The following is a 13,274-nucleotide window of genomic DNA, read 5'->3' as shown; positions in this document are numbered from 1 at the left end:
GCTTTCCACTTTAGTCGATCACTTCCCCGGTCACCGGCTCCTGACCTGCGCCTGATTCTTTGATCATGTCCCGGGCGTTGCTCGAGGTGATTTCAATAGTTTCCAAGGCCCGGCGAACAGTGTCTTGGTTAGCCGCGGCACCCTTGGCCATTTCCCCTTGGACCACTCGCAACTGAACCTGAACAATCTTGAAGGAGTGGTCAAGTTTAAGGTCCCGCACTTCGTCGCCCGCGGAGCGCTCAGCAACTAGGCGAGTGCCGCCGTCGTTCGCTGGGGCGCGGCCGGTGGCCGAGTTAAAGGCATTCCTGGCTTCGCCGATCTTGGCCGAAGCTCGCTGCGTTGCCTTACGGATACTCCAGACCACAAAAGCGGCGAGCGCCAACCAGCCAAAAGCGATCACAGCAACAACCCAACCGACGACGTCGTTCTGGTTGGCTGCGAAGATCACGGCCACTAAGAAGGCCAAGACCACAACGCTCATACCTAGCCCGCCAATGCGGAACGAGGCGGCGCGCGCGGCACCAAAACGGCCGGTACTTGAAGCTGAAGAATCGTTGCCTAGAGATTGCATATATCCATTGTCCCTTATGGCAATGGGCGTATGGGCACTCTTCACCGGGGGCGAAACTCAGCTAGCTCAAGAATAATTTTCGCAGGCGGCCAGTGGTCAGGACTAGGCCGAGCACAATCATGGCCACGTAGTAGAAAATGTGCAGCCAAGTCCCCGGTGTGAACATGCCCACGCTTAGCTCGCGCAACAGTTCAACGCCGTGCCAGAGCGGCATGGCTTGGATGAGCCACTGGATGGCGGGCGGGTACACGCTGAGGGGGTAGAACGTGGCGGAGAAAAGGAACATCGGCATCATCACAAAGTTGATCCAGTCCATTTGCTGAAAGGTCTTCATAAAGGAGGTGATGCCCATGCCGAAACTTGCGAACCCGAAGGCAATCAGCACCGACGCCGGGACCATCAGCAGCCCCCACCACGAAGTGATCAGGCCCATGGCACCCATTACTGCGGTGAACCCGGTGGCGTACATAAATCCGCGCAGCAAGGCCAGGAAAATCTCGCCGAGTGCCACATCCAGCGGGCCTAGCGAGGTGTAGAGCATGCCTTGGTAGAGCTTGGCGAAGTTCATCTTGAAAAAGACGTTCCATGTGGAGTCGTACACCGCACCATTCATGGCCGAGGTCGCCAGCAGTGCCGGGGCAATAAACGCCGCGTAGCTCATCGGTTGCCCGTCCGGACCGGTTACCGTACCAACCAGCGCGCCCAGGCCCACACCCATCGAAAGCAAGTACAGGACCGGTTCAAAAAACCCGCTCAGCATCACCATCCAGTTGGTGCTTTTGGTGGCGAGGAGCCCGCGCGCAATAACGGTGTGGGCTTTACCCGAATAGAGAGCCGCGAACGGCCGGTTGCCAGGGACAAGTGCGACGGCGTCAGGCAGGGTTTCGCTGGCCGGTCCAGTGCCGAATGAGGTGCTCATTTGCCCATCCTGCGGTTGAAGAAGCGGCGTGTGAGGAACCAGCCGAGGGCGGCGGTGGCGAACATGTAGACCACGTGGATTACGCTCAACCAGCCCGGTTCGTTATAGCCGTAGCTCAGGACCCGCCCCAGTTCTGTGGCGTGCCACAACGGTGAGATCCAACCGATCCACTGCAAAAACCACGGCAAGGTGGTTAGTGGGAAGAAGGTGCCCGAGAACAAAAACAAAGGCGTGACAATAAAGCGCTGGACAATGGCGAACTGGCCCTTGTCCTGTTCGAGGGTGCTCACGTAGGCCATCAGGGGCAGGCCAAAGGAGAGCGAACACAAGGTGGCGGTGAAAATACTGACCCAGCCCCACGGCCCCGGAGCGGCGCCAAAGAGCACCACAATCAAAAAGTAGATTGCTGTGGGGCCCAAAATGCGCAGCGTGACAGCGATGATGTGCCCTTGTGCGATCTGCTCCGGAGTCAGCGGCGAGGCGTGCGGTCCGTAGAAATACCTACGCCATTTGAAGCCGCCCATCACAGGGAACATGTACTCCCCCGTGGCGGACATCAGCGCCGTTGAGGCCACCAATGCCGGCGCTAGGAACGTCAGGTAATCCACCCCGCCGAAGTCGCCGCGGCCGTTGGAATTGATCAGAGAGGCCATACCAACGCCCATGGCAAAGAGGTAAGCCAACGGGGAGCCCACACTGTAGGCGAGGATGGACCAGAAGTACCGGCCCATCACCTTTAACGCGTGTTCGGCGTAAAACCATGAGCCAAACTTGATGGCCTTCTCCGCTGATTCCGCCGGGGTCAGCGGGACCGGGAGGGAGGTGTTGTTAGTCAACGAGGCTCCTTCCGGTGAGCCGGAGGAAAACGTCCTCAAGGCTCGAACGGCGGATGAGCGAGGTGACGGGGCGCAATCCGCGAGCTGTGACCTGCTCAAGTGCGGTCTCGCCGTCGTTCGCGTAAATCAAAACCCGGTCCGGTAGCGTTTCCGTACGCTCGCCAATGCCAGCCAGCTCCGTGGCCACCGTGGCATTGCGATCGGAACCGAAGCGCAGCTCGAGGACCTCGCGAGTGGAGTAGTCCTTGATGAGCTGAGCGGGCGAACCCTCGGCCATAATCTGGCCCTTGTCCACCACAATGAGCCGGTCGCAAAGCTGCTCGGCCTCGTCCATGTAATGCGTGGTCAAAATGAGCGTGGTGCCAGCTTCCTTGAGCCGGAAAAGTCGGTCCCAGAGAATGTGGCGGGCCTGCGGATCCAAGCCGGTGGTGGGCTCATCCAACAGGAGAATCCGGGGGTTGTTGACCAGCGAGCGCGCAATAGTCAGGCGGCGCTTCATCCCGCCCGAAAGGTCATCCACGCGAGCATTGGCTTTGTCCGTTAGCTGGGCAAACTCGAGAAGCTCGTCCGCTTTGGGGCGTAGATAGCTCATGGGCAAACCAAAATAGCGGCCATAAACGATCAAGTTGTCCCGGACTTTGAGCTCCTCGTCCAGGTTGTCCTGCTGCGGGACTACACCGAGGTGCGCCCTGACCTGCGGGCCGTGCTGTTCCGGGTCCAGGCCCATGATAGTCAGCGTTCCGGAGGTGCGCTGCGAAACCCCACCGATCATCCGCATGGTGGTGGATTTTCCGGCACCATTGGGGCCCAAGAGGCCAAAAGACTCCCCCGCCGGGACGTCAAAAGAGATGCCATCCACGGCCGCGAAGTCGCCGTACTTTTTCACAAGGTTGTGGGCGGAGATCACAACCTTGTGGTGCGACGGCTCACACAGTTTTGCTTCACGCTCTGATTCAGGGGTGGGGCGAGTGGTTTTGTTTTGCACCCTTAGCAGACTAGTTCAGTGATGGGATACGTGAAAGAGGTATTGCACAACGCAGAGTGGGATTTGGGTTGGTTTCATACAAGTTCCCCCCAAAACACTTTCGCCGGAGACACAAGGGGCGCGGAAGCTCCTGTGGATCTTCCGCGCCCCTTGTGAGATGGCAAACCGTCTTGGTCAGTACGGGCTCTAAGCTCGCACGCTTCGTTCGGCCGCCTCAACTACGTTCATCATCAGCAGAGCAACCGTCATGGGTCCCACACCACCGGGGTTCGGTGAGAGGAAACCTGCAACGTTTGCCACGTCCGGGTGCACGTCGCCGTAGACCTTGGACTTGCCCGTTTCCGGATCGTCCTCGCGAGTGACACCAACATCGAGCACAGCAGCTCCGGGCTTAACGTCCTCGGCTTTGACAATGTGCTTTACGCCGGCGGCTGCAACAATCACGTCCGCTTGGCGCAAGAACTGCCCCAGGTCCTCAGTCCCAGTGTGGGTCAGCGTCACCGTGGCGTTGATTTCACGGCGGGTCAGCAACAACGGGATGGAACGTCCAATGGTCACACCGCGACCCACCACCACAACGTGCTTGCCTTTGAGGTCATAGTCGTTGCGCAAGAGCAGCTCAATGACGCCGCGGGGTGTGCACGGAAGCGGCGTATCGATGGGACCGTTGATGTTCAGCACCAAGCGTCCAAGGTTGGTGGGGTGCAACCCATCAGCATCCTTGGCCGGATCAATACGTTCCAGAATGGCGTCAGTGTTCAAGTGCTTTGGAAGCGGCAACTGGACAATGTAGCCGTGGCACGTGGGATCCGCGTTAAGCTCGTCCAGCAAGGCTTCAACCTCAGCCTGGGTGGCATCGGCGGGCAGTTCGCGTTGAATCGAGTTCATCCCAATCGCCTCGGACTGCTTGTGCTTCATCCCCACGTACAACTGGGACGCCGGATCGGCGCCAACCAGCACAGTGGCGATGCCCGGCGTGATGCCCTGGGCTTTGAGCGCGCTGACACGTTCTGTCAGTTCCGCCTTGATGGCCGCGGCGGTGGCCCGGCCATCAAGGACGCGTGCGGTATTTGTTGTCACTGTAGTGACTCCTTCAATGTGGCTAATTCACTCTTGCTGGTTCACTCTGGCTAGCGGAGCTGAACGGTTACCACTGCTCGTGCTGCGGGTACAGCGGGAAGTCAGCAGCGAGCTTGTCTACGCGAGCCTGAAGCGCCTGGACATCGGCACCCTTGCCTGCCTTGAGAGCCGCAGCAATAATCTCGGCAACCTCAGTGAATTCCTTGGCACCGAAACCGCGAGTAGCCAGAGCCGGCGTACCAATACGCAGACCCGAGGTGACCATCGGCGGGCGAGGATCAAAGGGAACAGCGTTGCGGTTCACGGTGATGCCCACAGAGTGCAGGAGGTCCTCAGCTTGCTGGCCATCAAGCTGCGAGTTACGCAGGTCAACCAGAACCAAGTGAACGTCAGTGCCGCCGGTCAGAACCGAAACGCCAGCATCGGCAAGATCGGACTGGTTCAGGCGGTCTGCAATGATCTTGGCGCCTTCGAGGACACGCTCCTGACGCTCCTTGAATTCTTCGCCGGCTGCAATCTTGAACGCAACAGCCTTGGCCGCGATCACGTGCATGAGCGGGCCACCCTGCTGACCGGGGAAAACGTTGGAGTTGATCTTCTTGCCGAACTGCTCCTTGGCCAGAATCACACCCGAACGAGGACCAGAAAGCGTCTTGTGAACGGTGGAGGTCACAATGTCAGAGTGCGGGACGGGGCTCGGGTGCAGACCTGCAGCAACCAGACCAGCGAAGTGCGCCATGTCCGTCCAGAGCAGTGCGCCAACTTCATCGGCGATGGACCGGAATGCCTCAAAGTCCAAGTGACGGGGGTAAGCGGACCAACCGGCTATGATGACCTGCGGCTTCTCAGCAATGGCCTGCTCGCGGAGTTTGTCCATGTCCACGCGGAAGGAATCTTCTTCCACCTGGTACGCGGCAACCTGGTACAGCTTCCCGGAGAAGTTCAGCTTCATGCCGTGGGTCAAGTGACCACCGTGAGCCAAGGACAGGCCCAAGAGCTTGTCGCCCGGGTTGATCATGGCGGAGAGCGCTGCAGCGTTGGCCTGGGCACCGGAGTGCGGCTGAACGTTGGCGTACTCGGCTCCAAAAAGGGACTTTACGCGGTCGATCGCGAGCTGCTCTGCAACGTCAACGTACTCGCAGCCACCGTAGTAGCGCTTGCCCGGGTAGCCCTCAGCGTACTTGTTGGTCAGGACCGAGCCCTGAGCTTCCATCACGGCGCGCGGTGCAAAGTTCTCCGAGGCGATCATTTCCAAGGTGCCACGCTGGCGACCAAGTTCTTGTTGGAGGACTGCGGCGATCTCGGGATCCAGTTCAGCGAGCGGCTGGTTGCTCACAAAAGCGGACGTGGGGGCACTGGCGGAATTTGTAGTCACAAAGAACTCCTGGCTAGGCGAAAAGGTACTGCTATAGGTCAGGCTACCGGCTGTTCACCAGCGTTAACCACGCCAAGTCGGCATAGTTACGCGAAGCAAATGCAACGGAATACATGACCCTCGGCCCAGGCGGACGATCCGTGGTCTTCAACGTTGCCGCTCCCTGGTGGTGACCCACCCAACGCCAGTCGCGACAAAGCAAGTCTACTGTACGGCGGTATTCTGGGGCAGTGAGTTTGCAGACAACCCTTTCGCCGAATACGGCCTCCGAGTCCTTTACCCTGAGCTTGTCCTGCCCGGATCAGCCCGGCATTGTCCATGCTGTCTCTGGAGCACTGCTCCAAGCCGGCTGCAATATTACGGACTCTCAGCAATACGGTAGCCCCACCACTGGAACCTTTTTTATGCGTGTGGAGGTAACGACGGCGGCTGGTGAAGCGGCGTTGCGCGCTGAACTAACGCCCGTGGCTGAGTCTTTCCAGATGCACTGGGGCTTGTACGTTGCCGGGGCGAAGGTGCCAACAGTGATCTTGGCGTCTAAAGCAGCACACTGCCTCAACGATCTGCTCTTTTTGCACCGCTCTGGAACTTTGCCCATCGACGTGGTGGCCATTGTTTCCAACCACCAGGATTTGGCACCCTTGGCCGACTTCTACGGGATCCCTTTCCACCATGTTCCGGTGACCGCTGAGACTAAGCCTGCCGCCGAAGACCGTTTGCGCGAGATCATCGCCCAGACCGGCGCGGAGCTCACTGTATTGGCCCGCTACATGCAGGTACTTTCGGACAGTTTGTGCCGGGACCTTGAGGGCCGGGCCATCAACATTCACCACTCATTCTTGCCCTCGTTTAAGGGCGCCAAGCCGTACCACCAGGCGCATGCTCGGGGCGTGAAGCTCATTGGGGCAACAGCACACTACGTCACGGCGAATCTGGATGAGGGTCCCATCATCGAGCAAGAAGTGATCCGTGTGGATCACTCCCGCACCGCCGAGCAGTTTGTTCAGCTGGGCCGTGACGTTGAAGGCCGCACCTTGGCGACTGCCGTGCAGTGGCATGCCGAACACCGTGTGTTGCTCGACGGCAACCGAACCGTGGTCTTTAACTAAAGTCTCGGCGTCGTACGTTCTTTTTCTATTGCTCAAGCGAGCTCCTGCGTCCGTGTGAAGCCTTCCAGCCCAGTTGCTCGGAGAATTTCTGAAACGTGGGGCCAAAGTTCCGCGTGTTCTAGGGGGTTTGGCGAATCTCGGTGGGCAGGACGGCGAGCAACTGGGCTGGAAGGATGCTGCGCACGTTCAGTCACAACGGCCAGCTACTTGGGTAGGGTGAAGGCATGTCTCCGATCTACGATTTTGCCGGGCAATCCCCCGAAGTTCACGCTTCCGCTTTTGTTGCACCCACCGCCTCGATCATTGGTCAGGCGCGCCTCGCGGAAAACGCGAGCGCCTTTTATGGCGTGTCAGTCCGGGCCGATACCGCCCCCATTTCCGTAGGCGAGGGCACCAATCTTCAAGACAACGTAGTGCTCCACGCGGACCCCGGATACCCCTGCACTGTGGGTAACCGGGTATCCGTAGGCCACAGCGCGGTAGTTCATGGCTGCACGGTTGAGGACGATTGCCTGATTGGAATGAGCGCCACGATTATGAACGGCGCAGTCATCGGCGCCGGCTCGCTGATCGCTGCGGGGGCCGTGGTTCTGGAGGGAACAATTGTTCCGCCACGATCCCTGGTGGCCGGCGTCCCGGCAAAGGTTCGCCGCCAACTCAGTGATGAAGAGTTCGACGGCGTACAACAGAATGCGGCACACTATCTGGAGCTTGCCGCAGGTCACAAACTAGTTCACGGCTAGTCGTCGCGTTGCGTTAACTTCTTGACTGCAATTGACAATTGAGGCAAGCTTCATTGCATGCCAGCCACTCCGCGCTCAACGACGAGCAGAACCAAGAACCCCGGCTCGCAGTCGGCGCTTCGCAAACAGAACCAACAGCGCATCATCCAAACGCTCACTTCCGGGCCCGCAACCCAAGCTGAGCTGGCCCGCCAAACCGGACTCTCCACGGCGACTGTTTCCAACATTGTGAAGGTGATGCAGGCCGGTGGCCTCGTTGCCACCGAGCCAGTCACTTCATCCGGCCGCCGGGCCCTGAACGTGCGCTTGAATTCCAACGGTGCCGTAGCCATGGGGATCGATTTTGGCCGCCGGCACATTCGCGTAGTACTGGCATCCTTGGGATATCACGTTGTGGCTGAAGAAGCAGTGGCACTCCCCCTAGGACACAGTGCCGACTTAGGCATCGAAGCAGCAGTGAAACTGCTGGACAAGCTTCTTGAGAAAACCGGCACCCAGCGCGAAAACGTGGTTGGAGTAGGTGTTGGCATTCCAGGTCCGATTGATCGGCGCACCGGGACCGTTGCCCAAGGCGCCATCTTGCCCGAATGGGTAGGGATCAACATCCTTCAGCACCTTGAAGAGACCCTCAAATTCCCCGTCATTGTTGATAATGACGCGAACCTGGGTGCACTCTCCGAGGTCACATGGGGCCCCCACACCGGGGTAGAAAACCTGATGTTTATCAAGATCGGTTCCGGTATTGGTGCCGGGCTGATTTTGAACGGATTCCCTTACTACGGCAACGTAGGAATCACTGGCGAAATTGGCCATGCCACCATCAATGAGCACGGAATTATTTGCCGCTGCGGCAATCGCGGTTGCCTTGAAACCATTGCCTCCACCACCATCATGATTGAGCTCTTGGGACGCGGGCACCATGGCCAAATTAGCCCTGAGGACATTGTGACAAAGGCTCTAGAACGCGACTCCGCAACATTGCGGGTGATCGATGATGCTGGCCTTGCCGTGGGGCGAGCTCTGGGCAATGTAGCCAACCTGATCAACCCAGAAGTGATTGTGGTGGGCGGTCCCTTGGCAGGCCTAGGCGACCTGCTTCTTGAACCAATTCGCCGCGGTTTGATCAGGCACGCAGTCCCGGTAGTGGGTGATTCGACCCGGGTCACCATGTCCTCGCTCGGTGAGCGGGCTGAGGCTTTGGGTGCTGCCGCTTTGGTGTTTCAAACCGCAGAAATCGCGCGGCCGTAACAGCGTTCTGGGCAAGCTTTCGGTCACACTTTTGACACGAAAAATCCCCGTACGACGGCGCCACAAAACATTCCGTGTCCATACCGTTACGTTCGTCTTGCGTTAAAGACTTGACGGCAAGGCATGTGAGCTAGTTTACTTTTTGAGCAGACAGCCTTGTGTTTCACTGACGATAAATCGGCAGTAGCCAGGGCGACAACGAAGTCACCCCGGAGGCGAAGACACCTATGAGTCCACGCGAGCACGAACCAGTCATCCTTCAGATGCGCTCCATCACCAAGGAGTTCCCGGGGGTAAAGGCTCTTGCCGATGTTTCACTGACCGTACGCGCAGGCGAGATTCACGCAATCTGTGGCGAAAACGGCGCCGGCAAATCAACCCTGATGAAAGTCCTCTCCGGCGTATACCCCTACGGTTCCTACGACGGCGACATCGTCTTCCAGAGCGAAGTTCAGCAGTTCCGCGACATTCGGGCCAGCGAACACGCCGGCATTGTGATCATCCACCAAGAACTCGCCCTGATCCCGGAACTCTCCATCATGGAGAACATCTTCCTCGGCAACGAACCCACCAAGTTCGGCATCATCGACTGGGTCGAGGCCCGGCGCCGCTCTTTGGACCTTTTGGCACGTGTTGGTTTGCGCGATGATCCTGACACCCCCATCAAGGAAATTGGCGTGGGCAAGCAGCAATTGGTTGAGATTGCCAAGGCCCTGAACAAGTCAGTTAAGTTGCTAATTCTTGACGAACCCACGGCTGCACTGAACGAATCTGACTCGCAGCACCTGCTTGACCTGATCTTGGGTTTGAAGGGTCGCGGCATCACCTCAATCATCATTTCCCACAAGCTCAACGAAATTGAGCAGATCGCCGATTCCATCACCATCATTCGTGACGGGAAGTCCATCGAGACGCTCGATGTGAAGGCAGACGGCGTTGACGAGGACCGCATCATCAAGGGCATGGTGGGCCGCACGCTCGAGTCTCGCTTCCCAGACCACACTCCCAAAATTGGTGAGGTGTTCTTTGAAGTGAAGAACTGGAACGTCCGCCACCCTCAAATCGCGGACCGGATGGTCTGCAAAGATGAAAGCTTCTTTGTCCGCCGGGGAGAGATTGTTGGTTTCGCCGGGCTGATGGGCGCAGGACGAACCGAACTTGCACGTTCGGTATTTGGCCGCTCATACGGTCACTTCGTCTCTGGACAGATTTACAAAAACGGCAAAGAACTGACGCTCAAAAACGTTCGCCAGGCCATCAATGCCGGTTTGGGTTATGTCACCGAAGACCGCAAAACCCTAGGGTTGAACCTTCTCGATGACATCAAAACCACCACTGTGTCAGCGAATCTGAAGAAGATCACCCACGGCGTTGTGGTGAACACTGATGAAGAGTTCACCGTTGCCGAGGACTACCGCAAGTCATTGCGCACCAAAACTCCTTCCGTTGAAGAAGGCGTTGCCAAACTCTCCGGTGGCAACCAGCAAAAAGTGGTTTTGGCCAAGTGGATGTTCACGGATCCTGAACTGCTGATCCTGGACGAGCCCACCCGCGGTATTGATGTTGGCGCCAAGTATGAGATCTACGGCATCATCCAGGCCCTCGCAGACCAAGGCAAAGGCGTGATTGTCATTTCCTCGGAACTGCCTGAACTACTGGGCCTCTCAGACCGGATTTACACGATCTTTGAAGGTGCCATTACCGGTGTGCTGAACAAAGACGAAGCAAGCCAAGAATCGCTCATGAAACTTATGACCTCCGCAACCCGAAAAGCCGCCTAATTCCTCTGGAACACTCCAGAACCTTCCAGAATCAAGGACAAAAAATGAACGCCCTCAAGAAGCTCTTTGGTGGTAATACCCGCCAATTCGGCATGATCTTCGCCCTCGTGGCTTTGATCGTTTTCTTCCAGATCTTCACCGACCAGCGCACGCTGACCTCGGGCAACGTCATCAACCTCTTAAACGGCAACTCCTACGTGCTGATCCTGGCCATTGGAATGGTGCTGGTTATTATTGCCGGGCACATTGACCTCTCCGTGGGTTCAGTAGCCGCCTTTGTTGGTGTGGCTGTGGCACTCGCCATGCGTGACTGGGGACTACCCGCCTGGGCCGGCATCATTTTCGGTCTTTTGCTAGGCGCCTTGATCGGTGCATGGCAAGGGTTCTGGACCGCCTACGTGGGCATCCCTGCGTTTATTGTCACGCTAGCCGGTATGTTGCTTTTCCGCGGTTTCAACCAATTCGTGGGTAAGTCCAACACCATCCCTGTGGACCAAAACTTCCAGTACATTGGCTCAGGCTACTTGCCTGAAATCGGCCCGGACACCGGGTACAACAACTTGACCCTGCTCATCGGTTTGGCCGGCGTTGCCTTTGTCATTGTCAGCGAATTGCGCCGTCGTCGCACGGCATTGGCACTGGGCGCTGAGGTCCCGGAGACGTGGGTAATGGTCACCAAACTGGTGCTCATCTCCGCCGCGGTCCTCTACGCCACCTACTTGTTCGCTACCGGCCGCCCCGGCACCTCCTTCCCGATCCCTGGCTTGATCTTGGCAATCCTGGTGGTCATCTACGGCTTTATCTCCTCCAAAACCGTTGTGGGCCGTCACATCTACGCCGTGGGTGGTAACCGCCATGCAGCCGAGCTTTCCGGTGTTCAGTCCAAGAAGGTCAACTTCTTGGTCATGATGAACATGTCCATCTTGGCTGGCCTGGCCGGCATGATCTTCGTGGCACGTTCCACCGCTTCGGGCCCGTTCGACGGCGTGGGCTGGGAATTGGACGCCATCGCAGCCGTGTTTATTGGTGGCGCAGCAGTGACCGGCGGTGTTGGAACTGTTATCGGCTCGATCATCGGTGGTTTGGTCATGGCAGTCCTCAACAACGGCCTCCAGCTCATGGGTGTTGGTGCTGACATGACCCAAATCATCAAGGGTCTGGTGCTCCTCGCAGCCGTTGCCTTCGACGTCTACAACAAGATGCAGGGCAAAAAGTCCCTGATCGGCATGATGATGAACGCTTTCAACCGTTCAAATCCTTCAACTGAGCCTACGGTCCCCGCGGCCGAGGCCAGCAGTACCAAAGAGACCATCTCCAAAGAAGCCTAAGAGCTACTCAACCCCGGGACTCGCTCCCACCCAACAAGAAAGTGATCCACCATGCGAATGATTGGAAAAGCAGGAAAGGCAGCGGCAATCGCCGCTATTGCAGCACTGGCGCTGACGGCCTGCGGTCGCGCCGAAACCGGCACCACCAACGGTTCCAGCAGCGCTGCTGCTGGCTTCGACAAAAACGCCTCGATCGGCGTCGCGCTTCCCCAGAAGACCAGTGAAAACTGGGTTCTGGCCGAGAAGCTGTTCAACGATGGTCTGACCAGCGCTGGCTTCAAAGCTGATGTTCAGTTCGCCAACGGTGGCGTGTCTGAGCAGCAGAACCAGATCAGCGCCATGATCACCAAGGGCGCCAAGGTCATCATTGTTGGTGCTATTGACGGCGCTCAGCTGGGCACCCAGCTCAAGCAGGCTAAGGACGCCGGAGCAACCATCATTGCTTACGACCGTTTGCTCTTGAACACCGCTGACGTTGATTACTACGTGGCATACGACAACTTCAAGGTTGGTGAACTCCAGGGCCAGGCGCTTTTGGACGGGCTCAAGGCTAAGAAGGCATCCGGCCCGTACAACGTTGAGCTCTTCGCTGGCTCTCCCGATGACGCTAACGCCAAGGTCTTCTTTGACGGCGCCATGAAGGTTCTCCAGCCGAAGATCGACGACGGCACTTTGAAGGTGGCTTCAGGCCAGAAGACCTTCGAGCAGGCTGTAACCCAGGGCTGGAAGGCAGAGAACGCTCAGAAGCGTATGGACACCTTGATTTCCGGCACCTACGGTTCCGCTTCCTTGGACGGCGTACTGTCCCCGAACGACACCTTGGCACGCGCTGTCTTGACCTCTGTCAAGGCTGCCGGCAAGCCCTTGCCGGTTGTCACCGGTCAGGACTCCGAGGTTGAGTCCGTCAAGTCCATCATGGCTGGCGAGCAGTACTCCACCATCAACAAGGACACCAACAAGCTCGTTGAGCACGCCATCACCATGGTGAAGGACTTGCAGGCTGGCAAGACCCCTGAGATCAACGACGACAAGTCCTACAACAACAAGGTCAAGACCGTTCCGGCATTCCTCTTGGAGCCGGTCATCGTGACCAAGGAAAACGTCAAGACTGCTTACACCAACGATCCGGTTCTTGGCCCGATCACCAAGTAAGTAAGACGTTTCACAAGCAATAACTAGCAGTAGCAGCACCCCGGTTCTTCGGAACCGGGGTGCTGTTTTTTCTTGGCCCGCCGCATTTGTCTCCGCTCTTTCACAGCTCTCTCATAGCTTCTCCCGGCCTACCCCACAGCACCGAGG

Annotated in this window: 12 protein-coding genes and 1 riboswitch; of the genes, 6 read left to right on the top strand and 6 right to left on the bottom strand. The window is 57.9% G+C overall.

From position 1 onward, the window contains the following. Nucleotides 1–10 precede the first annotated feature (10 nt). The 6 genes from ACQQCD_RS02835 to glyA form a co-directional block, all read right to left on the bottom strand. Nucleotides 11–571, bottom strand: a complete 561-nt coding sequence (locus ACQQCD_RS02835) for a hypothetical protein (protein ID WP_430266884.1) — start codon at nt 569–571, stop codon at nt 11–13. A 61-nt stretch (nt 572–632) separates the two neighbouring features. Beyond that, entirely contained in the window at nt 633–1,490 is an 858-nt protein-coding gene (locus ACQQCD_RS02830; protein ID WP_430266883.1) for an ABC transporter permease, read from the bottom strand. Then, nucleotides 1,487–2,326, bottom strand: a complete 840-nt coding sequence (locus ACQQCD_RS02825; protein WP_430266882.1) for an ABC transporter permease — start codon at nt 2,324–2,326, stop codon at nt 1,487–1,489. The genes ACQQCD_RS02830 and ACQQCD_RS02825 overlap by 4 nt, the downstream gene beginning before the upstream one ends. Beyond that, complete coding sequence (locus ACQQCD_RS02820) at nt 2,319–3,260, bottom strand: ABC transporter ATP-binding protein (protein WP_430267027.1); 942 nt, start codon at nt 3,258–3,260, stop codon at nt 2,319–2,321. Before ACQQCD_RS02820 ends, ACQQCD_RS02825 begins: the two co-directional genes overlap by 8 nt. Nucleotides 3,261–3,497: 237 nt before the next feature. Then, nucleotides 3,498–4,391, bottom strand: coding sequence for a bifunctional methylenetetrahydrofolate dehydrogenase/methenyltetrahydrofolate cyclohydrolase (locus ACQQCD_RS02815; protein WP_430266881.1), 894 nt, complete (start codon nt 4,389–4,391; stop codon nt 3,498–3,500). Nucleotides 4,392–4,458: 67 nt separating this feature from the next. Continuing rightward, nucleotides 4,459–5,766 carry a serine hydroxymethyltransferase gene (gene glyA / locus ACQQCD_RS02810; RefSeq protein WP_430266880.1) on the bottom strand — a complete coding sequence of 436 codons (1,308 nt, stop codon included), beginning with the start codon at nt 5,764–5,766 and terminating at the stop codon, nt 4,459–4,461. A 116-nt stretch (nt 5,767–5,882) separates the two neighbouring features. Beyond that, a riboswitch (ZMP/ZTP riboswitch) is annotated at nt 5,883–5,968 on the bottom strand. A 28-nt stretch (nt 5,969–5,996) separates the two neighbouring features. Between glyA and purU the strand changes: the two genes are divergently transcribed. From purU to ACQQCD_RS02780, 6 genes are all read left to right on the top strand, one after another. Next, nucleotides 5,997–6,875 carry a formyltetrahydrofolate deformylase gene (gene purU / locus ACQQCD_RS02805; RefSeq protein WP_430266879.1) on the top strand — a complete coding sequence of 293 codons (879 nt, stop codon included), beginning with the start codon at nt 5,997–5,999 and terminating at the stop codon, nt 6,873–6,875. A gap of 224 nt (nt 6,876–7,099) precedes the next feature. Further along, complete coding sequence (locus ACQQCD_RS02800) at nt 7,100–7,618, top strand: gamma carbonic anhydrase family protein (protein ID WP_430266878.1); 519 nt, start codon at nt 7,100–7,102, stop codon at nt 7,616–7,618. A gap of 57 nt (nt 7,619–7,675) precedes the next feature. After that, nucleotides 7,676–8,866 carry an ROK family transcriptional regulator gene (locus ACQQCD_RS02795; RefSeq protein ID WP_430266877.1) on the top strand — a complete coding sequence of 397 codons (1,191 nt, stop codon included), beginning with the start codon at nt 7,676–7,678 and terminating at the stop codon, nt 8,864–8,866. Nucleotides 8,867–9,093: 227 nt separating this feature from the next. Then, nucleotides 9,094–10,647, top strand: coding sequence for a multiple monosaccharide ABC transporter ATP-binding protein (gene mmsA / locus ACQQCD_RS02790; protein WP_430266876.1), 1,554 nt, complete (start codon nt 9,094–9,096; stop codon nt 10,645–10,647). A 44-nt stretch (nt 10,648–10,691) separates the two neighbouring features. Beyond that, nucleotides 10,692–11,975, top strand: coding sequence for a multiple monosaccharide ABC transporter permease (gene mmsB / locus ACQQCD_RS02785; protein ID WP_430266875.1), 1,284 nt, complete (start codon nt 10,692–10,694; stop codon nt 11,973–11,975). Between the two features lie 51 nt (nt 11,976–12,026). Continuing rightward, nucleotides 12,027–13,127, top strand: a complete 1,101-nt coding sequence (locus ACQQCD_RS02780; protein ID WP_430266874.1) for a substrate-binding domain-containing protein — start codon at nt 12,027–12,029, stop codon at nt 13,125–13,127. Nucleotides 13,128–13,274: the final 147 nt, after the last annotated feature.

It is taken from the genome of Pseudarthrobacter sp. J1763, assembly GCF_050490295.1.
In the GTDB taxonomy this organism is placed as follows: domain Bacteria; phylum Actinomycetota; class Actinomycetes; order Actinomycetales; family Micrococcaceae; genus JBNPEO01.
The sequence above is the reverse complement of the archived record's forward strand: the minus strand, read 5'-3'. Positions and strand labels throughout refer to the sequence as shown.